This is a genomic window from Bacillus sp. AFS077874 (assembly GCF_002566505.1).
In the GTDB taxonomy this organism is placed as follows: domain Bacteria; phylum Bacillota; class Bacilli; order Bacillales; family Bacillaceae_G; genus Gottfriedia.
Window position 1 is genome coordinate 430,947 of the sequence record NZ_NUYF01000012.1, and the last position, 25,688, is coordinate 456,634.

Annotated in this window: 24 protein-coding genes; 19 read left to right on the top strand and 5 right to left on the bottom strand. The window is 33.6% G+C overall.

Features of this window, described 5'->3' with window-relative positions; genetic code table 11:
- Positions 1-7: 7 nt before the first annotated feature.
- Positions 8-442: a GNAT family N-acetyltransferase gene (locus tag COJ46_RS14750; RefSeq protein WP_097975547.1), complete on the top strand. Its 435-nt coding sequence runs from the start codon at positions 8-10 to the stop codon at positions 440-442.
- Positions 443-555: 113 nt separating this feature from the next.
- Positions 556-1,113: a DUF4240 domain-containing protein gene (locus COJ46_RS14755; protein ID WP_097975545.1), complete on the top strand. Its 558-nt coding sequence runs from the start codon at positions 556-558 to the stop codon at positions 1,111-1,113.
- A 77-nt stretch (positions 1,114-1,190) separates the two neighbouring features.
- Here COJ46_RS14755 and COJ46_RS14760 read toward each other — a convergent pair whose 3' ends face one another.
- The 3 genes from COJ46_RS14760 to COJ46_RS14770 all read right to left on the bottom strand — a co-directional run bounded on the left by COJ46_RS14760 (position 1,191) and on the right by COJ46_RS14770 (position 3,864).
- Positions 1,191-1,823, bottom strand: coding sequence for an NUDIX hydrolase (locus tag COJ46_RS14760; RefSeq protein ID WP_097975543.1), 633 nt, complete (start codon positions 1,821-1,823; stop codon positions 1,191-1,193).
- Positions 1,824-1,992: 169 nt separating this feature from the next.
- Positions 1,993-3,228, bottom strand: a complete 1,236-nt coding sequence (locus tag COJ46_RS14765; protein WP_097975541.1) for an MFS transporter — start codon at positions 3,226-3,228, stop codon at positions 1,993-1,995.
- A gap of 156 nt (positions 3,229-3,384) precedes the next feature.
- Positions 3,385-3,864, bottom strand: coding sequence for a MarR family transcriptional regulator (locus COJ46_RS14770; protein ID WP_097975540.1), 480 nt, complete (start codon positions 3,862-3,864; stop codon positions 3,385-3,387).
- A gap of 341 nt (positions 3,865-4,205) precedes the next feature.
- Between COJ46_RS14770 and murI the strand changes: the two genes are divergently transcribed.
- Complete coding sequence (murI, locus tag COJ46_RS14775; protein ID WP_097975538.1) at positions 4,206-4,979, top strand: glutamate racemase; 774 nt, start codon at positions 4,206-4,208, stop codon at positions 4,977-4,979.
- Between the two features lie 122 nt (positions 4,980-5,101).
- Here the strand turns inward: murI and COJ46_RS14780 are convergent, their stop codons facing one another.
- On the bottom strand, positions 5,102-6,802 hold the full coding sequence (locus tag COJ46_RS14780; RefSeq protein WP_097975536.1) for an Rqc2 family fibronectin-binding protein: 1,701 nt from the start codon (positions 6,800-6,802) through the stop codon (positions 5,102-5,104).
- A gap of 535 nt (positions 6,803-7,337) precedes the next feature.
- Between COJ46_RS14780 and COJ46_RS14785 the strand changes: the two genes are divergently transcribed.
- The 16 genes from COJ46_RS14785 to spoVM all read left to right on the top strand — a co-directional run bounded on the left by COJ46_RS14785 (position 7,338) and on the right by spoVM (position 25,219).
- Positions 7,338-10,010: a calcium-translocating P-type ATPase, SERCA-type gene (locus COJ46_RS14785; protein WP_097975534.1), complete on the top strand. Its 2,673-nt coding sequence runs from the start codon at positions 7,338-7,340 to the stop codon at positions 10,008-10,010.
- A gap of 147 nt (positions 10,011-10,157) precedes the next feature.
- Complete coding sequence (locus COJ46_RS14790; protein WP_097975532.1) at positions 10,158-11,027, top strand: YicC/YloC family endoribonuclease; 870 nt, start codon at positions 10,158-10,160, stop codon at positions 11,025-11,027.
- Between the two features lie 156 nt (positions 11,028-11,183).
- Positions 11,184-11,801 carry a guanylate kinase gene (gene gmk, locus COJ46_RS14795; protein ID WP_069034530.1) on the top strand — a complete coding sequence of 206 codons (618 nt, stop codon included), beginning with the start codon at positions 11,184-11,186 and terminating at the stop codon, positions 11,799-11,801.
- Between the two features lie 3 nt (positions 11,802-11,804).
- On the top strand, positions 11,805-12,017 hold the full coding sequence (gene rpoZ / locus COJ46_RS14800) for a DNA-directed RNA polymerase subunit omega (protein WP_025568819.1): 213 nt from the start codon (positions 11,805-11,807) through the stop codon (positions 12,015-12,017).
- Positions 12,018-12,375: 358 nt separating this feature from the next.
- The gene (gene coaBC, locus COJ46_RS14805; protein WP_097975530.1) at positions 12,376-13,581 is read left to right on the top strand and encodes a bifunctional phosphopantothenoylcysteine decarboxylase/phosphopantothenate--cysteine ligase CoaBC; all 1,206 of its coding nucleotides are present in this window, start codon (positions 12,376-12,378) and stop codon (positions 13,579-13,581) included.
- Positions 13,578-15,977: a primosomal protein N' gene (priA, locus tag COJ46_RS14810; protein WP_097975528.1), complete on the top strand. Its 2,400-nt coding sequence runs from the start codon at positions 13,578-13,580 to the stop codon at positions 15,975-15,977. The genes coaBC and priA overlap by 4 nt, the downstream gene beginning before the upstream one ends.
- Positions 15,978-16,129: 152 nt before the next feature.
- Positions 16,130-16,603 carry a peptide deformylase gene (gene def, locus COJ46_RS14815; RefSeq protein ID WP_097975527.1) on the top strand — a complete coding sequence of 158 codons (474 nt, stop codon included), beginning with the start codon at positions 16,130-16,132 and terminating at the stop codon, positions 16,601-16,603.
- Positions 16,604-16,611: 8 nt separating this feature from the next.
- Positions 16,612-17,556 (top strand): methionyl-tRNA formyltransferase, encoded by a 945-nt coding sequence (gene fmt, locus COJ46_RS14820; RefSeq protein ID WP_097975525.1) that lies wholly within the window; start codon positions 16,612-16,614, stop codon positions 17,554-17,556.
- A 1-nt stretch (position 17,557) separates the two neighbouring features.
- Entirely contained in the window at positions 17,558-18,904 is a 1,347-nt protein-coding gene (rsmB, locus tag COJ46_RS14825; RefSeq protein ID WP_097975524.1) for a 16S rRNA (cytosine(967)-C(5))-methyltransferase RsmB, read from the top strand.
- 2 nt (positions 18,905-18,906) lie between these two features.
- On the top strand, positions 18,907-19,998 hold the full coding sequence (gene rlmN, locus COJ46_RS14830; RefSeq protein WP_176522508.1) for a dual-specificity RNA methyltransferase RlmN: 1,092 nt from the start codon (positions 18,907-18,909) through the stop codon (positions 19,996-19,998).
- Between the two features lie 4 nt (positions 19,999-20,002).
- Positions 20,003-20,755, top strand: a complete 753-nt coding sequence (locus tag COJ46_RS14835; protein ID WP_097975522.1) for a Stp1/IreP family PP2C-type Ser/Thr phosphatase — start codon at positions 20,003-20,005, stop codon at positions 20,753-20,755.
- 8 nt (positions 20,756-20,763) lie between these two features.
- On the top strand, positions 20,764-22,758 hold the full coding sequence (pknB, locus tag COJ46_RS14840) for a Stk1 family PASTA domain-containing Ser/Thr kinase (protein ID WP_097976158.1): 1,995 nt from the start codon (positions 20,764-20,766) through the stop codon (positions 22,756-22,758).
- A 20-nt stretch (positions 22,759-22,778) separates the two neighbouring features.
- Positions 22,779-23,660: a ribosome small subunit-dependent GTPase A gene (rsgA, locus tag COJ46_RS14845; RefSeq protein WP_097975520.1), complete on the top strand. Its 882-nt coding sequence runs from the start codon at positions 22,779-22,781 to the stop codon at positions 23,658-23,660.
- Between the two features lie 2 nt (positions 23,661-23,662).
- Positions 23,663-24,307 carry a ribulose-phosphate 3-epimerase gene (gene rpe, locus COJ46_RS14850; protein WP_025568808.1) on the top strand — a complete coding sequence of 215 codons (645 nt, stop codon included), beginning with the start codon at positions 23,663-23,665 and terminating at the stop codon, positions 24,305-24,307.
- Positions 24,308-24,399: 92 nt separating this feature from the next.
- Positions 24,400-25,041, top strand: a complete 642-nt coding sequence (locus COJ46_RS14855) for a thiamine diphosphokinase (RefSeq protein ID WP_176522507.1) — start codon at positions 24,400-24,402, stop codon at positions 25,039-25,041.
- A 94-nt stretch (positions 25,042-25,135) separates the two neighbouring features.
- Positions 25,136-25,219, top strand: a complete 84-nt coding sequence (spoVM, locus tag COJ46_RS14860) for a stage V sporulation protein SpoVM (RefSeq protein WP_049813551.1) — start codon at positions 25,136-25,138, stop codon at positions 25,217-25,219.
- Positions 25,220-25,317: 98 nt separating this feature from the next.
- Here the strand turns inward: spoVM and rpmB are convergent, their stop codons facing one another.
- On the bottom strand, positions 25,318-25,506 hold the full coding sequence (rpmB, locus tag COJ46_RS14865) for a 50S ribosomal protein L28 (protein ID WP_025568947.1): 189 nt from the start codon (positions 25,504-25,506) through the stop codon (positions 25,318-25,320).
- Positions 25,507-25,688 lie beyond the last annotated feature (182 nt).

A 25,688-nucleotide genomic window follows, 5' to 3' on the forward strand; every position in this document is an offset into this window, starting at 1 on the left:
TGTTAGAATGACTAATATTTCAGTAAAACTTTACGAAACAAAAGAAGAGTTAAGAAAAGGCTTTGAAGTTTTAAAACAACTTCGTACACATTTAAATGAAGAATCATTTTTTAGTTTGTATGAAGAAATGCAAAAACAAGGCTATAAATTATTTGGGTTAGAAGTTCAAGGAGTGACAGTTGCAGTCGCTGGAATTAGTATTTTAACAAATTTCTATAACGGTAAACATGTGTTTGTTTACGATTTAGTGACGGATGAAAGTAAACGCTCAAATGGATACGGTAAGAAATTACTAGATTTTATTTCTGAGTTTGGTAGTAGAAATGGATGTCAACTAGTAACACTACAATCCGGTGTCCAAAGAATAAATGCGCACCGTTTTTATGAGCATAAAATGGAGTATAAAAAGCTTTCTTATTCTTTTAGTAAAGATATTGAATGAAATTAAAAACCCTAATAATTTAGGGTTTTTTAATATATTTATCTAAAATAGATAAGGAACATGTATGATAAAATTATAATTATTTTGTTAATTTGAATTAGGAGGATTAATAAGTGAATAAAAAAGAGTTTTGGAGTTTAATTGAAGAGTCTAAAAGTAATGAAGATCAAGCTGAATGGTTAATTGAGGTTTTAAGTAAAAAAAGTTTAAATGAAATAGTGGATTTCGAGTTGCATTTTCAAGGTTTAATGAAAGAGAGTTATCAATCAAAATTATGGGCTGCTGGGTATATACTAATGGGTGGATGTTCAGATGATACATTTGATTATTTTAGAGGGTGGCTTATTGGTCAAGGTGAAGAAATTTATCACAAAGTAATGGAAAATCATGATTTCTTAGCAAATTACATAAATGATGAAAATCTGGATGAAGAAGGCTATCCTCAAAATGAAGAATTATTAAATGTAGGACAAGATGCCTATACCTTATTAAAAACAGGCGATATTGAGTGGGACGATGAAAGTTATGATGAGCTGTTAGAAAAACTAGAACAAAAAGGTCTAAAGCCTGCAAACGAAATCGAATTTGACTGGGATGAAGAAGATTCTGATGGATTAGAATCGATGTTTCCAAAATTATGGGCAAGATTTGGTGAAAATCCATTAGGATAAAAATATTGTTTTCTTTTCGTAATAAAATGGAATTTTAGAAATAGCTAAGAGCCCATACAAATTAAGGGCTCTTAAAATTAAAATTCATTATGTATGTTATTTTTTATTAATTCAACAACATCTAAAAGATAATTACTTTCGTGAGATACAAACTGATTTTTATCTACTGATTTTTGTATTGGAATTTTTTCATCTGTTTCAGTAATTTGAAAACCATCAACTTCTACTGTATCTCTTAAACCATGTGCGAATTGATAAAATTGATTGAAATCAGCTTTCACTATGCCTGAAACTTCTTCTTTTTGTAGGTTGAAATCGGTAAAAGGTTTATTGCTTTTAAGTAAAAAAACATGGCTCAATTCATGATCATTAATCGTTTCTAAAATGATCGAATTTTTAATGATGCCAAGAGGGATGACATCTTCCATTTTTACTTCTATTCCAAGTTCTTCTTTTACTTCTCTTAATCCATCTTGAACTGTTTCAGTAGATAGTAAATGACCAGCAGCAGTAATATCAAATAAATTCGGATAATCCTTTTTTAGATGACTACGGATTTGAAAATAGATGGAAGCTTTGTCTTCTACTAAACTGAGTAACCAGCAATGAAATGTTTCGTGCCATAATCCCTTTTTATGTACTTCACTTCGAGAGGCTTCTCCTATATGATTACCAGATTCATCAAAAATTTTAAGTAATTCTTCTTTCATTTAACTAACCACCTTGTTTCTGAACTATGAACCATGTACTTCATTATAAAATAAATTTTGTCGGATTGAAGTATATTTTTGATTGATCAAGATATTTTTACTATTCCATATCACTAGATAGAAAAAAGGCGGTAACCCTAAGACCGCCGTATTCTAAAGAGTACCTCTTTTATCTATTTATAAACCTATTCTTATTTAATACTGTTGCTGCTACTGCTATAAGGATTATACCCATAAAAGCAGGGGCGGCATGACCAAGTGATACGTAGATTTGACCTCCTATAATCGGCCCAATTATTCTTGCTAAAGCCTGAATAGATTGGCTACCTCCTTGAATTTTGCCTTGTTCACTAGGATTAACAGTCTTGGAAACCATTCCATTAAATGATGGCCCAAAGATTGAATCACCAAACCCAAATATAAACATTCCAACAATAAGTAGAGGGTAGTATGTGAACAAAGCCGATGCAGCAATAAGACTGTAGCCCATAATTTCTGAAACCATACCAAGAGTTGCTATTTGTGAATCACTAAATTTAATTAACAGCTTTGGCATGATGAAACCTTGTGAAATGATGTCCTGGACGCCCATAATTGAGAACATTAGTCCAATAAGTGCAGGCTCCCAGTTGAATGTATCAATTGTAAATTGTGAAAAAACTGCCTGTAATGATCCATTTGGTATCCAAAGTAGGAGCGCTGAGATGAGTAGCCATTTTAAGTTTTTTATGGAAAGTATGTGTACTAACTGGGTGAATGGATTCAACCTTACAAAAGTAATCTTTTTCAGTCTGATATTCATATCAAGGCTCTCTGGCATATATAAGATTCCAAAAACAAAATTTAGTAAAGTTATGATTGCTCCAAAATACATGGGTGCTGAATATCCAAACTTGGCAAGTAAACCACCTAGAGTAGGTCCAATAGCTGCGCCTACACCTGCAACGGCACTTACCCACCCGAAGTATTTGGTTCGTTGGTCACTAGGGGTGATGTCTGCAAAATATGCGAAGATTGTGCTTATGCTCCCGCCAGTAATCCCTTCTATTAAACGTCCAGCAAAAAGGACCCATAGAGCTCCTCCTATGCCAAAAACTAAGTAGCCGATGGCGGAACCTAAAAGGGATACTAAAAGTATTGGGCGGCGGCCATATCTGTCGCTTAATGCTCCGAGTCCAGGAGCTGCAAAAAAAACGCATATTGCATAAACTGAAGTCAACAACGTAACAACTATGGCTTGATCTCCGGGATTGCTTATATAAGGCTGTACTAAGTATGGTACGACAGGTGTGATGATACTGAAGCCTATTCCGCAAAGAAAGACGGACATAAGACCGAAGAGTAAAGCCTTTTTATCTATGGTTTGTTCTAGTTTCTGTTCTTTGTGTGATCTAAATTTGAACAATAAAATTTCTCCTCTCAAAAACGATAATTTTGATTCCTGGGAAACATATTTATCGTACGGTGATTTTGTTTCCTTGTCAACAATTATATTAGGATAAAAAAAGCAGCCGATCCTCTGATAGAGTATTGGCTGCAAGTGATTCTTTATTATTCAAATTCATTCAGGTATACGATCTATATCGATCCCTTGTTTCTTTATTTCTGCATCTAAATGACTACAATAATTGTTCACGAAGTTAAGCATACTCTCGAATTGTTCTTCGGTTATTTGATCAAATACTACTTGATCTCGCTCTCGGAACTTTTTATGTAGTTCTTCATGGATATTGTCTATTACTTTTCCTTGCTCAGTAAGCCTAAAATAAACTTCTTTCTTATTATCCGGTTTCTGATAGCTTTCAATCAGTCCTTTATTTATAAGCTTCTTCGTTATTTTAGTAATGGCACCTCTTGTCATATATAAAGAATCAGCGAGTTTGGTCACGTTGGAATCTACATTTTTTCCAATGTATTCGATACAATGTACTTCAGAAGATTGATACCCCTTAAGAGCCTCTTCCATCTTAAACTTATTAAGCCAAACCATTTTGTTAAATACGTTCCTGAAACCCATTATAAGCTGTTCTTCTTTGTTCATGGTCAATCCTCCCACCCGTTGGTTCACTAACAATATTATATAAAATATTGTTTCTAATTCAACAATATTAAAATCATTATCTTAAGATTAGGTGACAGGAGTACTACAAGCAACTAGTAAATTAAATGTTCTATAAGTCGGAAACACGAAATGAGAAGCTTTTCATTTTTAAAAATAATCGACCGCAGAGTTAACTATTTTCTGAAAAGTTTACATTCATCCATAATTAGGTTAATTTAGTATTATATATTTGTAAAAGTTTGTCTCTGTTGAATAATGTTATGATTTGTAGACACTTTCACAAATGACTTCATTAAATTAAAATTATTAGGTGAATTGAAATGAGAATAGCTTTTTTTGACTCAGGAATTGGTGGGTTAACTGTCTTAAATGAGGCACTGAAAAAATTACCAAATGAAGATTTTTTATATTTTGCTGATACACTTCACGTTCCTTATGGTACAAAGTCGAAGGAAGAAGTAAGTGCATTTGTAAAAAAGTCTGTTGAAATGATTATTAAAGAAGATGTAAAAGCACTTGTAATTGCATGTAATACGGCTACTAGTATTGCAGTAAATGAATTGAGAGAAATGTATGATTTTCCCATTATCGGTATGGAACCGGCTGTAAAACCAGCTGTTGAAATGAACAGAACAACTGGTAAAAGAGTATTAGTTTTTGCGACTCCACTTACGTTAAAGCAAACAAAGTATAATGAGCTTATTTCTAGGGTGGACGACCTAAGTATTGTAGACTCATTGCCTTTACCAGAGCTTGTTCATTATTGTGAGGAATTAAATTTTGATGAAAATTTTATGATTGATTATTTTAAAAGTAAACTTTCATTATTTAATATTGAGCAATATGGAACAATTGTTTTAGGCTGTACTCATTATCCATTTTATAAAAACATCTTAAAAAAGATTTTACCTGAAGATGTTCAAATTGTTGATGGAAGTAGTGGTACTGTAAAAAGATTAATCCAGCTTCTTGGAGAAAATGGCCAATTAAATGAAACTGGACAAACAAATGTCAAATTTATGTGTTCGAATAATGACATAGAATATATTGAGAAGACAAAACAGGCGTTAAGCTACTTGCAAAATGAAAGATAAGAGATAAGCTGAATTTTAGCTTATCTTTTTTTATGTTAGCATTATAGAACAACTATATTTATATTTACTATACTCTAAGGTATATAAGTAAAAATGGTGCCCTAAATAGGCACCATTTTTTTTTATTTCTTCAATTTTAAAACAAGTTCTTCATCAGGTGTTACATAAACAGTATTGTTTTGTTCGTATATAACAAAACCTGGTTTGGAACCATTTGGTTTTTTAACATGGCGAATTTCAGTGTAATCAACTGGAACTGAGCTTGATTGACGTGCTTTACTAAAATATGCAGCAATAATAGCTGCTTCTTTTATCGCAGTTTCACTAGGATCCTTAGCACGAATGACAACATGAGAGCCCGGGATATCTTTTGTATGAAACCAAAGCTCGTCTCTACTTGCAAGTTTATTTGTTAAATAATCATTTTGTTTATTATTTTTACCGACTAATAATTGTTCACCAGTAGTAGAGATATATTCATCTAATGTAACTTTTTGTTTACTAGACTTTTGGGCTTTTTTCGATTTTTTCTTTCTTATATAACCCGTCTCCACAAGCTCTTCTCTAATTTCTTCTAAGTCACGTGGTGAAGCAGACTCAATTTGCTGAATAACTGTCTCTAAATAATCATTTTCTTCTTTTGTTAATTTAATTTGTTCTTCAATATGTGCGACTGAATTTTTAAGCTTAGTATATTTGGTGAAATAAGCTTGTGCATTTTCAGAAGGTGTTTTTAATGGCGATAAAGGAATGACCATTGTTGCACCATTTTCGTCATAGTAATTAATTACTTCAATTTCTTTCATACCTTTTTGTAGTGCAAACATATTTGCAGTAAGCAATTCGCCTTGTAACTGAATTTTATCTGCTTTATCAGTATCTTCAAGACTTTTGTGTAACTTTTTAATTTTTTTCTTATTTTTGGTCAGTTCATTTTGTAACAGTTTTTCTAAATCGCCGCTTTGTTGTTTTACACGGTCACGTTCAGCTTTACCAAAGTAATAAACATCTAACAACTCACTTAAGCTGTCGAAAACAGTTTGTTCAGCTTGTAGGTGAGATAAATTTATGAAATAAAACATTTCTCTTGATTCTAAGCGGAAAAGTGAAGGAGTAAACTTTTTTAATTGTATTTCATTCATGATTGTTTTAAACGAATTATACACATCTTCTTTTCCATTATAGACAATTTCATTTGCGAGTAATGGAGAGATTCCGGAGAAATGTTGAACAATTGCTTCGGATGGTGAATGATCACTTTGAGTAATAATTTGATTAAACTCCTCTATAGAAGTGACCTGAAATGGATCAAGTTTTTCTTGGTTAGGAGGAGAAATATAAGTAGCACCGGGCTGTACTATTCGATGACGATTAACAGCCATTGGTACATGCTTTATACTATCTAATATTATTTGTCTTTCTTCATCAATTAAAAGGATATTACTATGTCTACCCATTAATTCAATGATCAATGTTCGGTATTGTTCATCACCAATTTCATTTCTACTACGAACTTTAATGTTAACGATTCGTTCGTGTTCTAACTGCGTAATGCTTTCAATGATTCCACCATTTAAATGTTTTCTTAAAAGCATTGTAAACATAGATGGTTCAGATGGGGTATCGTAGTTTTGATTTGTAAAATGAAATCTTGCGTAACTAGGGTGAGCGCTTATTATTAGTTTATAATTGGCACCATTTGCTCTCACAGTAAGTAGTACTTCATAGTTACTTGGTTGTACAATTTTTGATATTCTTCCAGTTGTTAGTTTAGAAGCTACTTCGTTTGTCATAGCTCCTGTAAAAAGTCCGTCAAAAGACATATGTATCACGTCCTACTCTTTAAAACACTATTTTTAAAAAAATTATAACTTTTAATCATTATCAATAAAATGATGAGGTTATTAAATGTGAACCAATATCGATGGAAAATAGAACGTTGATTTCCACTTTTAGAGTACTCGCTTTCCATGGAGCGAAATTCCCCGAGCTTCCTCGTTCCTGTGGGGTCTTGAGCTTTTAAATTTAATAATAAATTTTAAAAGACCATACAACCGTATTTTTAGGTTGTCCCTCTAATTTCGATCTTAAAATTCCAATTAATTTCTAATTACATTCAATATATTTCTCAAATCAACATAATTCTTAAACTGGCTCATATCCATTAATTAAACAATCAAGAAATTTCTCATGGAATTCAATCATACAATATCTTGATTGGTCTTGTCACAGTTCTAGTTGGTTAAAAGCTAGATTTATTTTCATCATTATATCATTTATTTGGACGAGTCTGAATATGCTTTTATGAGAGGTAAGGGGGACAACTTACCTAATGTTTAATTAGGGGTGAACGCGGGTATGAATTTTTATCGGATGAGAGCGGAAGAAGTCGTGCAAGTAACGAACACAAATGTTTCCTCCGGTTTAACTGATGAGGAGGTAAAGAAAAGGCGAGCAACTTTTGGGGCAAATGAATTAAAGGAATCAGTGAAAACTTCCAAACTCGTTTTATTTTTGAATCAGTTTAATGATTTTATGGTATTTGTACTATTAGGCGCAACGATTATATCAATCTTTTTAAAGGAAGTAGTAGATGCTGTTGCGATTATGGCAATTGTATTAATTAACGGGATTTTAGGTTATTTTCAAGAAGCTAAGGCAGAGAGATCATTAGAAGCTTTGAAAGAATTGGCTGCTCCACAAGTAAATGTTTTGCGTGATGGACAATTTGTAAAGCTCCCTTCAAAAGATTTAGTTGTTGGGGATATTATTAAGTTTTCAAGTGGCGATCGGATTGGTGCTGATATTCGCATAATCGAAGCATCAAGTTTATACATAGAAGAATCAGCGCTAACAGGTGAATCTGTTCCGGTTCAAAAAAGATTTGAATCAATTCAGACCGATGATATTGGTATTGGTGATCAAGATAATATGGGCTTTATGGGAACACTCGTTACGCGAGGAAATGGTAAAGGTGTTGTCGTATCGACAGGAATGAAAACAGCAATGGGGCAAATTGCGAATTTACTTCAAAATACAGAAACCATTGTTACACCTTTACAAAGACGATTAGAACAATTAGGGAAGATATTGATTATTTTAGCATTGTTTTTAACAGCTTTAGTTGTATTTATCGGTGTTTATCAAGGAAATGAATTATATCATATGTTTTTAGCGGGTGTGTCACTTGCAGTTGCTGCGATTCCAGAAGGTTTGCCAGCAATTGTAACGGTTGCTTTATCACTTGGTGTGCAACGGATGATTAAAAAGAAAGCAATCGTTCGAAAGCTTCAAGCGGTTGAAACATTAGGTTGTGCTTCAGTCATTTGTTCAGATAAAACAGGAACTATGACAGAAAATAAAATGACTGTTACAAATATTTGGTCGGGCGGATCTAGTTATGAAGTATCTGGGAACGGATATGCAATCGATGGAGAATTTACGAATAAAGAGAGAACGATTAATCCAACTTTAAATAAACAATTATTTCAAACTCTTGTTTTCGGATCTATTTGTAGTGATGCACAATTAATTCAAAAGAAAAAAGAAATCGTACTAGATGGTGATCCTACTGAAGGTGCAATTGTTGTTGCAGGTTATAAAGCTGGGATTGACCGTGAATATGTAAATTCGAATTTTACTAGAATACATGAGCTTCCTTTTGATAGTACACGGAAAATGATGTCGGTCGTTGTAAAAAATCGATCAGGTGAGCAATTTGTGATTACAAAGGGTGCACCAGACGTCTTACTTTCAAAATGTAATACAATTTTATGGCATGAAAGAGAAGAACAATTAAATACGTTTAGACAAAACTCAGTGGAAAGTACAATTGAAACTTATGCAAATAATGCACTTCGTACAATTGCGATTGCTTTTAAACCATTAAATCCAAATTCGATCATTGATGAAAGGGATCTCGAAAGCAATTTAACTTTTATTGGTTTACAAGGGATGATTGATCCACCAAGAGCAGAAGTTGCACAAGCTGTTCAAGAATGTAAAGAAGCTGGTATTAGGACGGTTATGATTACTGGGGATCATAAGTTAACAGCTTCTAGTATTGCTAGAAAACTAGGAATCTTAAGAGATAACGGAAGAGTAGTAGAAGGAAAAGAATTAGATGCACTTTCTGTAGAGCAGATTCAGGAATTTGTTGAAGATGCTGCTGTGTTTGCCCGAGTTTCACCTGAACATAAATTGAAAATTGTTAAAGCTCTTCAAGCGAATGGACATATTGTAGCAATGACTGGTGATGGCGTAAATGATGCACCAGCCATTAAAGCAGCCGATATTGGAATTTCAATGGGTATTACTGGTACAGATGTAGCAAAGGAAGCTTCAGCATTAGTATTACTTGATGATAATTTTGCAACAATCAAATCTGCAATTAAAGAAGGACGCAATATTTATAGTAATATTCGTAAATTTATTCGTTATTTATTAGCTTCAAATGTAGGGGAAATTTTAGTTATGTTGTTTGCGATGTTATTAGCGCTACCTTTACCACTAGTTCCAGTACAAATTCTATGGGTAAATCTAGTAACTGATGGTTTACCTGCAATGGCATTAGGTGTTGATTCTGCTGAAGATGATGTAATGAAAAGAAGTCCTCGTTCATTATCAGAAGGGATTTTTGCCAGAGGTTTAGGATGGAAAATTATTTCAAGAGGGTTTTTAATAGGATTTGTCACACTATTAGCCTTCATTATTTCGTATAATCAACATCCGAATCAACTAGAATACGCACAAACAGTAGCATTCTCTACTTTAGTTTTAGCTCAATTAATTCATGTATTTGATTGTAGAAGTGAACGTTCCATTTTCCATCGAAATGTATTCGGAAATTTATATTTAATTGGTGCTGTTATCGTTTCAATGCTATTAATGCTTGTTGTTATTTACTACCCACCATTACAACCTATTTTCAAAACGATTCCGATCGTGCCTAGAGATTGGTTCTTAATTGGAGGGCTATCATCAATTCCAACTTTTATGCTTGCAGGGGCATTATTTACTAAGAAAAAATAATTTACGAACAAAATGGATAACCATTTTAAAATATGTTATAATTCCTTAAGGTAGTAGAGGTATGCTCTATTACCTTTTCTCTTTTACATATTGAATGAAATTTGGGAAATAAATTAGAGAGAAAATTAGTGTATTGGAAGTGGAACAATGGTCGTAAGTATGACAGGGTATGGTAAAGCCATTTTGTCAAATGAACAGTACAAAATACATATTGAAATGAAAGCAGTGAATCATCGATACTTAGAGACAATCGTTCGAATGCCGAGGCAATTATTAGCATATGAAGATGCAATTAAGAAAATTGTAGCTGAGTATACTAGTCGAGGTCGAGTAGAGGTTTTTGTTACAATTGAGGGCTTATTACAACGTTCATTACAAATAGATGAAGGCTTAATTCAACAATATAAAAATGCGATTGAACATCTTTCTGGTGAAGATCAAAATAAATCTTTATATAATCCAATCGATTTATTAAAGCTACCTGAAGTTACTACAGTAAGTGAAGTAGAACAAATCAATGATAATTTTGAAGAATTATTATTAACGACTTCTGAAAATGCATGTCAGCAATTTTTTGATGCTAAGTGCAAAGAAGGTGGTCAACTAAAAAAAGATTTAATAGAAAGATTAACAGCAATTGAGGAATGTAAAAAACAGATTACTGTTCATTCTCCTCTTGTTTTGAAATCATATCGTGAAAAACTCCAATCGAAATTAGCGGAAGTTGAATTAACAGCGTTTGATGAGCAAAGATTATTAACAGAAATTATGCTCTTTGCGGATCGATGTGACATATCTGAAGAATTAGTTCGACTAACTAGTCATTTAGAATTATTTAATGAAACGTTACAAATAAAAGAATCAATTGGGCGAAAATTAGATTTTATCGTACAAGAAATGAATCGAGAAGTGAATACGATTGGTTCTAAAGCAAACTCATTAGATATTTCTAAACAAGTTGTTGAAATTAAAAATAATCTTGAAAAAATTAGAGAGCAAGTTCAAAATATTGAATAATGTAAAAGATTTGTTTATAGTTGCAAAGGTCCGGTAACAATGTGAAGTAGAAGACGAATTAATTTTTTATTAATTGACTCTAAACACAAAAAGAAGTGACAATAGATTGACCTTTAATAAATTAAACTGTCTAGAATTAGAAGGGTAGGGTCATAAATGAGGCATGAAAGAGGCTTATTAATCGTACTTTCTGGTCCATCAGGAGTAGGTAAGGGTACGGTGCGTAAAGCTATTTTTGATAATAAGGATTTAGATCTGCAATATAGTATTTCGATGACGACAAGAAATCCTCGTGAAGGTGAAGTACATGGAGTAGATTATTTCTTTACATCAAAAGAAGATTTCAAACAGAAAATAAATGAAGATAAGTTTCTTGAGTGGGCAGAGTTTGTAGGTAATTACTATGGAACGCCAATTGATTATGTTGAAAAAACATTAAGCGAAGGAAAAGACATTTTCCTAGAAATTGAAGTTCAAGGTGCCTTACAAGTAAAAAAAGCTTTTCCTGAAGGAATTTTTATTTTCTTAGCCCCTCCGAGTATGAGAGAATTACAAAATAGAATTGTAACAAGAGGTACTGAAACTGAAGATGTCATTATGAATCGTATGAATGCAGCAAAAGAAGAAATTGAAATGATGGATGCTTACGATTATGTAGTTGAAAATGATCAAGTTGATTTAGCTTGTGACCGTATTAAAGCAATTATTTTAAGTGAACATTTAAAACGTGAACGAGTTGCAAATTATTATAAAAGAATGATGGAGGCCGAATAAACTATGTTATATCCTTCGATTGACCGTTTATTAACAAAATTAGACTCAAAATATACGCTAGTAACAGTTGCTTCAAAGCGTGCTCGCGAAATGCAAGTAAATAAAGATACTCGTGTTGAAAAACCAGTATCTGATAAATTTGTAGGAAAAGCATTAGAAGAAATTAATGCTGGACTATTATCTTATAGAAAACTTGAAGAAGTTAAAGAAGATTAATATTTAACTGTGTGATGAGGCTGTCCCAAAACATTTGCTAATTTTCCATATGACTAAAAAGGACAACGTGGTGTTTAACACCTCTCCTAAAAGTTTCGTGGTGATTAGAAATGGGGGCAGTCTTATTTTTGTGATAAAATAGCCAAGTAGTTTAATCGACGAAAAGCACTGACTTTAAAAAAAGGATAAGTACACCTAGACTTATGACTTTGAAGATCAGCTCATTGGTGAGCTTTTTTTAGAAAAGCCTATAACATTTATTCAATCATATTTGTGGTATCTTAGACATAGAACGTCCAAAAGACCTATTTTTTGACATATAACATAGAAAGAATAAAATTTGAAAGGGTGAAGGTGAGTGGAACAAAAAAAGATTCTCCTATGTGTTACAGGAGGAATTGCAGTCTATAAAGCAGCAGCACTTACAAGTAAACTAGTACAAACAGGATATGACGTTAAAGTAATGATGAGCTTATCCGCTACAAAATTTGTGACACCTTTAACGTTTCAAGCTTTATCAAGAAATGATGTTTATATAGATACTTTTGATGAAAAAGATAGTTCAAAAATTGCACATATCGATTTAGGTGATTGGCCTGATTTAATCATTGTTGCTCCTGCAACTGCTAATACAATTGGAAAATTAGCAAATGGTCTTGGAGATGAAATGATTCAGGCAACATTACTGGCTGCAACAAAACCAGTTTGGATCGCACCTGCTATGAATGTTAATATGTATAACCATCCAATTGTTCAAAAGAATATGAACACATTGAAAGAGATTGGTCATCGATTTATTGAGCCAAATGAAGGATATTTAGCATGTGGCTATGTTGGAAAAGGTAGATTAGCAGAGCCGGAAGAAATCGTTCAATTCGTAAATGAACATTTCCAAAGAGAAGTTGGTTTATTAAAAGGTAAAAAAATTATTATTTCCGCTGGCCCAACAGTTGAAAAAATTGATCCCGTTCGATTTGTTTCAAATCATTCAACGGGCAAGATGGGCTATAGTATTGCAGAAGTTGCAGTTTCTTTAGGAGCAGAGGTAATTCTCGTTTCTGGACCAACTAATTTAACGCCACCTGAAGGGTGTAAATTTATCCAAACTGAATCTGCTGAGGAAATGTTTGAAGCGATTTGGTCTTATTATAATGAAGCGGATGTTGTAATAAAAACAGCAGCAGTTGCTGATTATACTCCTTCAATTACTTATGATCAAAAAGTGAAAAAAGCTGATGGTGATCTTTCAATTGCTTTTAAACGTACGAAAGATATTCTTCTAACTTTAGGTCAACATAAAACACATCAAATTTTAGTAGGGTTTGCTGCAGAAACTGATCAAGTAGATGAGTATGCAAAAAGTAAACTTTTAAAGAAAAATGCTGATATGATTGTTGCTAATGATGTAACAAAAGCAGGGGCTGGTTTTGGATCTGATACGAATATTGTCACCATTTTTAAGCGTAATGGTGAAGTTAAGCCACTTCCTAAAATGAGTAAAAAAGAAGTAGCAGAAGAATTACTACTTGAAGTTCATCACTTATTAAATGAGGTAGAAAGATGACATACGCATCAGTTTTAGTTGATGTATCAGTCAGACAAACAGACCGTCCTTTTGATTATAAAGTACCAACTAGATGGCAGGATGCAATACAACCTGGAATGCGAGTAATTGTTCCATTTGGGCCTAGGAAAGTTCAAGGATTCGTATTGTCTATAAAAGAAACAACGAATGTAGAGAAGGTTAAAGAAATTGAAGAAGTTCTTGATGTCATGCCAGTTTTAACAGAAGAACTTCTTCTTTTAGGTTCTTATCTATCTCAAAAAACACTTTGTTTTTTCATTTCTGCATATCAAGCAATGCTTCCGACTGCTATTAAAGCTGTATATAAAAAACATGTTCAAGTAACATCTGAAGAAGCATTAGATCAATTAGCTCCTGAATTAGCAAATCTATTTTCGATCGTAAAAAGAAGAGAATGGACTGAAATAGAAAGTCTAGTTAGTAAAATTTCATTAGTTCAACGAGCAATTAAAGAAGGATTGCTTGAAATTGAATATGAAGTGAAAAATAAAGCAAATAAAAAAACAGAACGTGTAGTGTCACTATTAAAGGTATTAGACGAAGAATTACCTATCATCAAATCTCCACAACAAAAAGACATTATTGAATACTTACGTATGAATGGTCAAACAAGTGTGAAGGAGTTAAAAGAATGTCTTGGCATCACTGATTCACCTATTAAGACATTAGAGAAAAACGAGGTAATTTCAATTAAAACAGTTGAAGTTTATCGTGACCCTTATGAAGGTAGGGAAATTGAACGTTCTAAGCCTTTACCACTAATAGAAGAACAACAGATTGCATTTGAGCAAATCGTTTCTTCATTTCATGAAAGAAAGAATAAGATTCATCTTTTACATGGGGTAACAGGTAGTGGAAAGACAGAAGTTTATTTGCAAGCCATTCAAGTGGTCCTATCTGAAGGAAAAGAAGCAATCGTATTAGTACCAGAAATTTCACTTACCCCACAGATTGTAGGTCGTTTTAAAAGTAGATTTGGAAATGATGTTGCAGTTCTACATAGCGGTCTATCTATTGGTGAGAAATATGATGAATGGAGAAAGATTCAGAGAAAAGAAGTTAAGGTAGTAGTGGGTGCCCGCTCAGCAATCTTTGCTCCATTTGAAAACATTGGCATGATCATCATTGATGAAGAACATGAGACAACTTATAAACAAGATGAACATCCAAGATATCATGCAAGAGATATTGCAATTTGGAGAGGAGAATATCATCATTGTCCGATCGTTTTAGGAAGTGCGACTCCTACACTAGAATCATTTGCTAGAGCTGGTAAAGGTGTTTATGAGTTAAATACAATGTCTAAAAGGGTTAATCAAGGCCCATTACCTGAAGTGGAAATAGTCGATATGAGAGAGCAGTTAAGAATCGGTAATCGTACGATGTTTTCTACAGCTTTACATGAAAAAATATTGGATCGATTAGAGAAGAAGGAACAAATCATCTTATTTTTAAACCGTCGAGGCTATTCTTCGTTTGTAATGTGTAGGGATTGTGGTTACACAATTCAGTGCCCCCATTGCGAGGTTTCCTTAACTTATCATAAACATAACCATCATCTAAAATGTCATTATTGCGGATATGAAACCTATATGCCAAAACAATGCCCATCTTGCCAAAGTGAACATATTCGATTTTTTGGAACTGGAACGCAAAAGGTAGAGGAAGCTATTACAAAAACGTACCCAGAAGCACGAGTCATCAGGATGGATAATGATACGACTAGTCGTAAAGGTGCCCACGAAAAAATGCTTAAGCAATTTGGTAACGGTGAGGCTGATATATTACTAGGTACACAGATGATTGCAAAAGGACTTGATTTTCCAAATGTTACATTGGTTGGTGTTTTAGCTGCAGATAGTTCACTTCATTTACCTGATTTCAGAGCAAGTGAGCGAACATTTAGCTTATTGACACAAGTAAGTGGAAGAGCTGGACGTCATGAAAAACCTGGTGAAGTAGTTATACAAACATATTCACCAGAGCATTATAGTATTGAATTAGCTAAAACTCAGGACTATGTAGCGTTTTATGAAGAAGAAATGAAAATAAGACGCTCATTTAGATATCCACCTTTTTATTATTTAGTTTTAATTTCAATAGCACATAATGATTTGATAAAAACAGTAAAAGTAAGCGAACAAATTGCAGGGTATTTAAGAGAGTACTTATCAGAAGGATCAATCGTACTCGGACCAGTCGCATCACCAATCGCAAAAATAAAAGACCATTTTCGATATCAATGTGTGATAAAATACAAATCTGAACCTGCACTCTATGACGTGCTAAACCGAATCCAACAATACTACCAAGACGAAACAGACAAAGGCAAACTACAATTAACAATCGACTTTCAACCTACTATGTTTATGTAACGAAAAGTGGAGGCGACTGGTCAGCCCCGACACCTCGAGGGGCTAAAGCCTGGACGAAAAGTGGAGGCAACTGGTCAGACCCCAACAAACATAAGACGAAGGTCGTTTTTAGAAAATAAATTTAACGTACAATCAAGATAGGAGTTGTGAAATTGGCTTTATTAAAAATAGTAGAATATCCAAATGACGTTCTTGAAACACCTTGTGAAAAAGTGACGACATTTGATAAAAATTTAGTAAAACTTTTAAATAATATGTATGAGACAATGCTGGCAGCAGATGGTGTTGGTTTAGCCGCTCCACAAGTTGGAATTCTGCAACAAGTAGCTGTTGTTGATGTTGAAGATGAGAATGGAAGAATTGATTTAATTAATCCAATCGTAATGGAAACAAAGGGCGAGCAAACTGATGTTGAAGGTTGTTTAAGTTTCCCTAACTTATATGGTGATGTAACAAGACCTAGCTATGCAAAAATCAAAGCACAAAATAAACGTGGAAAATATTTTATTATAGAAGCTCGTGGATTTTTAGCTCGTGCACTTTTACATGAAATTGATCATTTAAATGGAGTTTTATTCACTTCTAAAGTCTCGAAATACTATGAAGAAAGTGAATTAGAAGGGTAGGCAAAAAAATGACAAAGATTGTTTTTATGGGGACGCCAGATTTTTCTGTTCCTGTTTTAAGAAGATTAATTGAAGAAGGATATGATGTAGTAGGTGTAGTAACTCAGCCAGATCGCCCTGTTGGTCGAAAACGAGTGCTAACTCCACCACCTGTTAAAGTAGAAGCTTTAAAACATAATATCCCAGTTTTACAACCTGAAAAAATTAGACTTCCAGAAGAAACAGAAAAAGTATTGGCATTGAAGCCAGACTTAATCGTAACTGCAGCTTTTGGACAAATTCTTCCGACAGATATTCTTGAAGCTCCTAAATTTGGTTGTATAAATGTACATGCTTCATTGTTGCCAGAATTACGAGGTGGAGCTCCAATTCACTATTCGATCATTCAAGGCAAGAGTGAAACTGGTGTAACAATTATGTATATGGTTGAAAAGTTAGATGCAGGTGATATGTTAGCCAAAGTCGTTGTTCCGATTGAAGAAAAAGATCACGTTGGAACGCTTCACGATAAATTAAGTATTGCTGGTGCGAATTTACTTTCAGAAACAATCCCACCATTATTAAAAGGTGAAATGACTGCAGTGAAGCAAGATGAAAGTAAAGTTAGCTTTGCAAAAAATATTAAGCGTGAGGAAGAACAAATAAATTGGTCAAAAACTGGTGAAGAGATTTATAATCATGTAAGAGGTTTACACCCTTGGCCAGTAGCTTATACTACATTAAACGGAGAAGTTTTAAAAGTTTGGTGGGGTGAAAAAGTAAATACGAATCAAAATTCTACACCAGGTGAAATAATTGATGTTTTAAACGATGGCATATTAGTAGCAACAGGTAATCATACTGCTATCAAAATTACTGATATACAGCCTGCTGGTAAAAAGCGTATGGAAGCAAAGCAATATATTAATGGTGCAGGTTCTTTTATTGAACGTGGAATGAAGTTAGGAGAATAACATGAGTAAAAATGTACGAGAGATTGCCTTGGAGGCTCTTCTTTCAGTTTATAAAAATCAATCGTATAGTAATTTGTTAGTAAATAACTATATTCAAAAGAATGATTTATCTTCGGCTGATTCGGGACTATTAACAGAAATAATCTATGGAACAATCCAAAGAGATCAATTATTAGATTTTTATTTAGAACCATTCATTAAAAATCAGAAGAAATTAGAAGAATGGGTTTATATTTTAATAAAACTTTCATTATATCAATTGCATTTTTTAGATCGTATACCTCCTCATGCAGTTTTAAATGAGGCTGTTAATATTGCTAAAAAGCGAGGACATAAAGGAATTGCTTCTTTAGTAAATGGGGTTTTAAGAAATATCCAAAGAAATGGTTTACGATCAATCGATGAAATAAAGGACCCAATCGAAAAGCTTTCAATTCAAACGAATCATCCAAAATGGTTAATTGAACAATGGGTAAAAGAATTCGGAGAAGAAGAAACAAGAAGAATTTGTGAAGAGAACATACTTCCACCGTTTCAAACTGCAAGAGTCAATACAATGAAAGCAACTAGAGAAGAAGTTCTTAAAATGCTTGAAGATGAAGGGGTACAGGTTAAGGAAGGCAAACTGTCTCCATTTGCAATAGAAATCCAAAAAGGAAATGTTGCTCATACGAATGCATTTAAAGAAGGTTTCCTTTCAATTCAAGATGAAAGCTCGATGTTAGTTGCACAAGCACTTGGAGTTGAAAAGGGTGAAGATATATTAGACACATGTGCAGCACCTGGAGGTAAATCAACACATATTGCTGAGTTGTTAGGCGGTACTGGGTCAGTCACTTCATTGGATTTACACAAGCATAAAGTAAAGTTGATAAAAGAACAAGCTAATCGTTTAGGGTTAGATAATATAGAAACGAAAGCTCTAGATGCAAGAAAAGCACCAGAAGAGTTTGAAGGAAGATTATTTGACAAAGTATTAGTAGATGCACCTTGTTCTGGTTTAGGGGTTATTCGACGTAAACCAGATATTTTATTAAAAAAGAGCCCTACTGATGTAACGAATTTACAAAGAGTTCAGAAGTCTATTTTAGACGAAGCTTCAAAGTTGGTTAAGCCAGGTGGAACTTTAGTATATAGCACTTGTACAGTTGGACATGAAGAAAATATTGATGTGGTCGAAGCTTTTTTAGATGAGCATCACGATTATGAATTAGATCATTCATTAATTGATCATGTTCCGGAAAAATTAAATGAAAATAAATCGGTTCAAAAAGGGTATGTACAGCTACTACCACATTATTTTGGAACGGATGGATTTTTTATTGCAAGATTAAGGAAGAAGGTGTAACGTTGAAATTAGAAAATACTACAAATTCAGTCAAAATAGAAAAAACGCATAAACCCTCAATTTACTCGTTAAAAGTGAGTGATATAGAGGATTGGTTAAAGGCGCAAAAGCAGCAGGCTTTCCGTGCAAAGCAAATTTATAATTGGCTATACGTACAACGAGTTGAAAGCTTCGAAGAAATGCAAAATATTCCAAAAGAGCTACGTATGTTACTTGAAGAGAATTTTACAATAACGACATTAAAAACATTAGTTAAACAAACCTCTTCAGATGGTACGATGAAATTTTTATTTGAATTACATGATGGATATTCGATTGAAACTGTTTTAATGAGACATAATTATGGCAATTCTGTATGTGTAACGACACAAGTAGGTTGTCGAATTGGATGTACTTTTTGTGCATCGACTCTTGGCGGTTTAAAACGAAATCTTGAAGCAGGTGAAATCGTTGCACAAGTATTAGAAGTACAACGTGCTATTGATGAAGTTGAAGAAAGAGTTAGCTCAATTGTAGTTATGGGTATAGGCGAACCATTTGATAACTATAATGGTTTAATGGATTTCTTAAGAATTGTTAATTCTGAAAAAGGTCTTAACATTGGTGCAAGACATATTACAGTATCAACAAGTGGAATCATTCCAAAAATCTATAACTTTGCTGATGAGGGACTTCAAATTAATTTTGCGATTTCATTACATGCTCCTAACAGTGAGTTACGTTCTAAATTAATGCCAATTAATCGTGCATACAAATTACCGGATTTAATGGACGCTGTTCGTTACTATGTTGAAAAAACAGGTAGACGTGTAACGTTTGAATATGGTTTATTCGGTGGTGAAAATGACCAAGTTGAGCATGCTGAAGAACTTTCTAAGTTACTTAAAGGAGTTAAATGTCATGTTAATTTAATTCCAGTTAACTATGTACCTGAAAGAGATTACGTAAGAACACCTAAGGAACAAATTTTTGCATTTGAAAAAGTACTTAAAAATAATGGAGTTAATGTTACAATTCGTCGTGAACAAGGTCATGATATAGATGCAGCTTGTGGACAGTTGCGTGCAAAGGAGCGTAAAGAGGAGACGAGGTGAAACAATGCAAACTTTTTTTCAAACTGATACGGGGAAAGTTCGAGAGCATAATGAAGATAGCGTAGGTATATTTACGAACGATTCAGGAATCGTATTAGCTGTAGTTGCTGACGGTATGGGTGGCCATTTAGCGGGTGAGGTTGCAAGTATGATGGCGATCAATTTCCTTGAAGCAGAGTGGAAAAATACAAGTAATTTTGAAACACCGGTAGAAGCCGAATCATGGCTAAAAAATATTGTAGCGCAATTAAATACAAACTTATTAGTTCATTCAGAGCAAAATGAAGAGTGCAAGGGTATGGGGACAACCCTTGAAGCGATTATTTGTACTCCTTTATTTTTTACGATTGCTCATATAGGTGATAGTAGAAGTTATTTGAGAAATGATGAAGGGTTCAAGCAAATAACAGAAGATCATACTTTTGTCGCTGAACTTGTTAAATTTGGGCAAATTTCTATGGAGGATGCAGAAATTCATCCTCGTAAAAATGTTATAACGCGAGCACTTGGTACCGAGGAAACAGTTGATGTTGATATTAAAACTTTAACTTGGGAAGAAGATGATTTAATCATTTTATGTTCAGATGGTTTATCGAATAAAATATCAAATGAACTTTTTAATGAAAAATTAAATGAAAATCTACCAATCGATATTCTTGGTAACCAGTTGATCTCAATCGCAAATGATCTTGGTGGAGAAGATAACATCACGCTTGCCATTATTAAGTTTGAGCCTAGAAATATAGAGAAAGGGTGATGATGAGCGTGATGATTGGTAGACGCCTAAACGACCGATATAAGATTTTAAAATTAATTGGTGTTGGCGGTATGGCAAACGTTTATTTAGCCCGTGATATGATATTAGATCGAGATGTAGCTGTAAAAATGTTAAAAGCTGATTTTTCAAATGACCCTGACTTCTTAAGAAGATTTCAACGTGAAGCATATTCAGTTACTTCGCTTTCTCATCCAAATATCGTAAGCTCATATGACGTTGGGGAAGAAGATGGATTACAGTATATCGTCATGGAATACGTTGAAGGTGAGACTTTAAAGGAGTATATTCAGCATCATACACCTATAAAGCCAAAAGAAGTATTGAGGATTATGGAGCAATTAGCCTCAGCATTAGCTCATGCGCATCATTTTCAAATCGTTCATAGAGATGTAAAACCGCAAAATGTTTTAATCAATAAAGAAGGAAATGTAAAAATTACTGATTTTGGAATTGCAACAGCTTCGACAGCTGCAACAATTACACAAACAAATTCAGTACTTGGTTCTGTTCACTATCTTTCACCTGAACAAGCAAGAGGTGGCGTTGCGAATAAAAAGTCAGATATTTATTCTTTAGGAATTGTAATGTTTGAGCTTTTAACTGGAAAACTACCATTTTCGGGTGAGAGTGCAGTTGCAATCGCATTAAAACATTTACAAAGTGAAGTTCCGCCACCAACAAAATTTAATCCAGAAATACCACAAAGCGTTGAAAATATCGTTTTAAAAGCTACTGCCAAAGATATCTTTTATCGATATGATACAGCAGATGAGATGAAGCTAGATTTACAAACTGCTTTGGATAGTGATCGTTTGAATGAAAAACCTTTTGTGATCCCTACAAATGATGATGAAACGAAGGTAATTCCGATCATAAAGGATATTCCTGTATCAACTAATGATGATACTGTTGTCGTACCATCAAAGAAAAAATCAACTAAAGAAAAAGAACCAATCAAAAAAGAACCTGTCAAAAAAGAAGCTGTCAAAAATGAACCTGATAAATTAAAACGGAAGAAGAAAAATTCTTTTGCAAAGTTTATTATAGGTACATTTATTGCACTTTTAATTGGTGGTTTATTAGCAATAACATTGATTCCTGCATTATTTTTACCTGAAGATGTAGAAATTCCAGATGTTAAGGATATGACATACGAAAGTGCGGTTACGTTGCTTGCATCAAAAGGGTTAAAGATAAGCGATCCTAAAGAAATCTTTGATGATGAAGTTGATGTAGGGAAAGTAGTTAAAACTTCTCCTAATATTGGGGAAACTGTTAAAGAAAATTCATCGATAACGATCTATAAATCAAAAGGTAAAAAAAGTAACGAGATGGAAGACTTAAAAGGCTTCAAATACAACACGATAAAATCTCGATTACAAGACGATTATCGCTCTGTTACGACGCATTTTATCGAAAATGATGAATCAGAAGGTGAAATAATCGACCAATCTCCGAACGTTGGGGCTGAAGTTGTTCCATCAGAAACGGATTTAAATGTATGGATTAGTAAAGGGGCATCTACGATCACTCTTCGTGACCTAAAAGGATGGTCTAGAAAAGATGTTGAAACCTATGCAGGTGACAATAACCTAAAGCTTAACGTAACGAAGGAAGATTCTGGAACAGTTGCTGAAAATCATGTTATTTCACAATCTCCATCCGCTAACGTTGCAGTAAAAGAAGGGGATACATTAAATGTTGTTATTTCGTCTGGAAAACAAAAAGAAAAGACAAAAAAAGTAACAATCAATCTACAAGTACCATATACCCCAACAAATCCTAGTTCACCTCAGCTAATAGAGGTATATATTAGGGATAAAAATAATAATGGTGAAAAACCTGCAATTTCAAAATCGATCACCGAAACAACTACTATACCAGTAGAAGTGACAATTGATCCTGGACAAACTGCTTCCTATAAAATTGTTAAAGATGGTCAAGTTATTGCAGAAAGAGATGTACCTTATCCATCGAATTAAAGAGCTGTAGGAGTGAGTATATGCCAGAAGGCAAAATCATAAAAGCATTGAGTGGATTCTATTATGTCGAAACAGATGAGACAGTAGTTGCTTGTCGTGGTAGAGGTAATTTTCGTAATAAGAAAATAACACCTTTAGTTGGAGATGAGGTAGAATATCATATCGAAAAAAGTGGAGAAGGTTATCTACTTGAAATTAAGGAGCGAAAGAATGAACTTGTTCGACCTCCAATTGCAAATGTTGATCAAGCAATTTTAGTTTTTTCAGCTGTAGAGCCCGATTTTTCTCCAATATTATTAGATCGATTCCTTGTTTTAATAGAGTTTAATGAAATTAAACCTTTAATTGTCATTACAAAGATTGATTTGTGTTCAGAAGCACAATTAAAACTAGTGTACGAATACGTTTCTTATTATCGCCAAATTGGATATGAAGTATGTTTAACTTCTTCAAAAACTGAGGAAGGATTAGAAAAAGTACTTCCACATATGTCAAATAAAATATCTGTGTTTGCAGGACAATCTGGCGTTGGTAAGTCAACTTTACTAAATGCGATTAATCCAGAGCTAGATTTAAAAACGGGAATTATTTCCTCTCATTTAGGTCGAGGAAAACATACAACTAGACATGTTGAATTAATAAAAATTGGACAAGGGCTAGTGGCAGATACTCCTGGTTTTAGTTCATTGGAATTTATGGGAATCGAATCCGAAGATTTATCGTTTTGTTTTGTAGAAATGCGAGAAAAAAGTCAAGAATGTAAATTTAGAGGTTGTACCCACTTAAAAGAACCAAAATGTGCTGTAAAAGCTGCGGTTGAAAGTGGGGAAATTTCTCCTAAACGATATGATCATTATGTATCATTCATAGAAGAAATAAGAGATAGAAAGCCGAGGTATTAATCATGGTTAAAATTGCACCATCAATCCTTTCAGCGAATTTTGCTAAACTTGGAGAAGAAATTTTAGATGTAGAGCGTGGAGGAGCAGATTATATTCACGTCGATGTAATGGATGGTCATTTTGTACCAAATATTACAATTGGACCACTAATTGTAGAAGCAATTAGACCAGTGACGAAGCTTCCACTAGATGTACATTTAATGATTGAAAAACCTGATCAATACATAGAACAATTTGTAAAAGCTGGAGCGGACATTATTACGGTTCATGTTGAAGCTTGTACACATTTGCACCGCACGATCCAAACAATTAAATCATTTGGTATTAAAGCAGGTGTAGTTCTTAATCCAGCGACGCCAGTTTCAACAATTGAACAGATTATTGATGATGTCGACATGGTCCTTTTAATGACAGTAAATCCAGGCTTTGGAGGACAGAAATTTATTCAATCAGTTGTTCCTAAAATTAAACAAGTTGCTAATTTGATTAAAGAACGCAATTTATCAGTTGAAATCGAAATAGACGGTGGCGTTGACGAGCATACAGCTAAAATTTGTATAGAAGCAGGTGCTACCGTATTAGTAGCCGGTTCAGCAGTTTATAATAAGGAAGATAGAAAAGAAGCTATAGCGAAAATTAGAGGATAATGTAATCATCTAAAATTGCATGGAAAATCTAATTATGAAACAAAAAATGCAATCGACATTCGATTGCATTTTTTTTAAAGGTGGAAAATAAGTTGATTATACATATTGTAGGTGCAGGACCGAAATCGAATACAATTACTGAAATTACTCAGAAAGACGAAAACCAGTTACTGATTGGGGTAGATAATGGAGCGCATTACTTAATTGAAGAAGGATTAATCCCAGAGGCAATATTTGGTGATTTTGATTCTTTAAGCGATGAAAATTTAGAAAAGATAAAAAGGCTTGTCCCAAATGTTTTTATTTACCCCCCTGAAAAAGATGAAACAGATTTAGAACTTGCTGTTCAATGGGCAATTAAACAAAAACCAGAAAAGATTTTTATCCATTGTGTAACCGGAAAACGTTTAGATCATGAATTTGGCAGTATGTCATTATTAATAAAATTTATGAATTCTGGTGTTCCAATAAAAATCGTTGATGAATATAACGAAATATATGTCATTCAGGAAGGTACCCATTTTATTACTAAACTGGAGCATTTTAAATACGTATCCTTTTTTTCATTAGGTGCTAAAGTAGAAAATTTAACTTTAAAGGGCTTTAAATACCCACTAACTAATCATTTATTGGAGATTGGATCATCACTATGTGTAAGCAATGAACTGCTAGAGAGTGAAGGGTCTATTTCATTTAGCGAAGGCATAGCATTAGTAGTAAGGAGCAAAGATTAACAATTTCATGTCATAGTTTTCGCTCATCGCAAGTAGAATGTAATAGGATTAATCTTTTCCTTAAAAATGCTAGAAAGCTTGTAGGAGGGAAAGCATGAGATTTTATACGATTAAATTACCTAGATTTCTTGGCGGACTTGTTCGTGCCATGCTGAGTACATTTAAAAAAGACGCTTAGCTTTAGTTGAAGTAGGGTTTTTTGGTTAAAGGCAACAGGAAACATAAAAAAAGTAAAAAAGCATAGCGAATCGCTATGCTTTTTAGTACGTTAATAAATTAAACGCGCTCAATTTTACCTGATTTTAATGCTCTCGCTGAAACGTAAACACGCTTTGGTTTACCGTTTACTAAAATACGAACTTTTTGAAGGTTAGCACCCCAAGTACGTTTTGAAGCATTCATAGCGTGAGAGCGACTGTTACCAGAACGAGACTTTCTTCCTGTGATTACACAAACACGAGCCATCTATTTCCCTCCTAACAAAAAACGGAATAACATTTCAATGATTATTTTCATTCAAACACTACTATAATTTATCATACCGCTCTGCTTAATGCAACAGTTATTGGTAAGTTGTTCAAGAAAAAAACCTTGACATCGAAATGTATGATATACTAAATATTAAAGAGGGACCTTAGACTTATTAA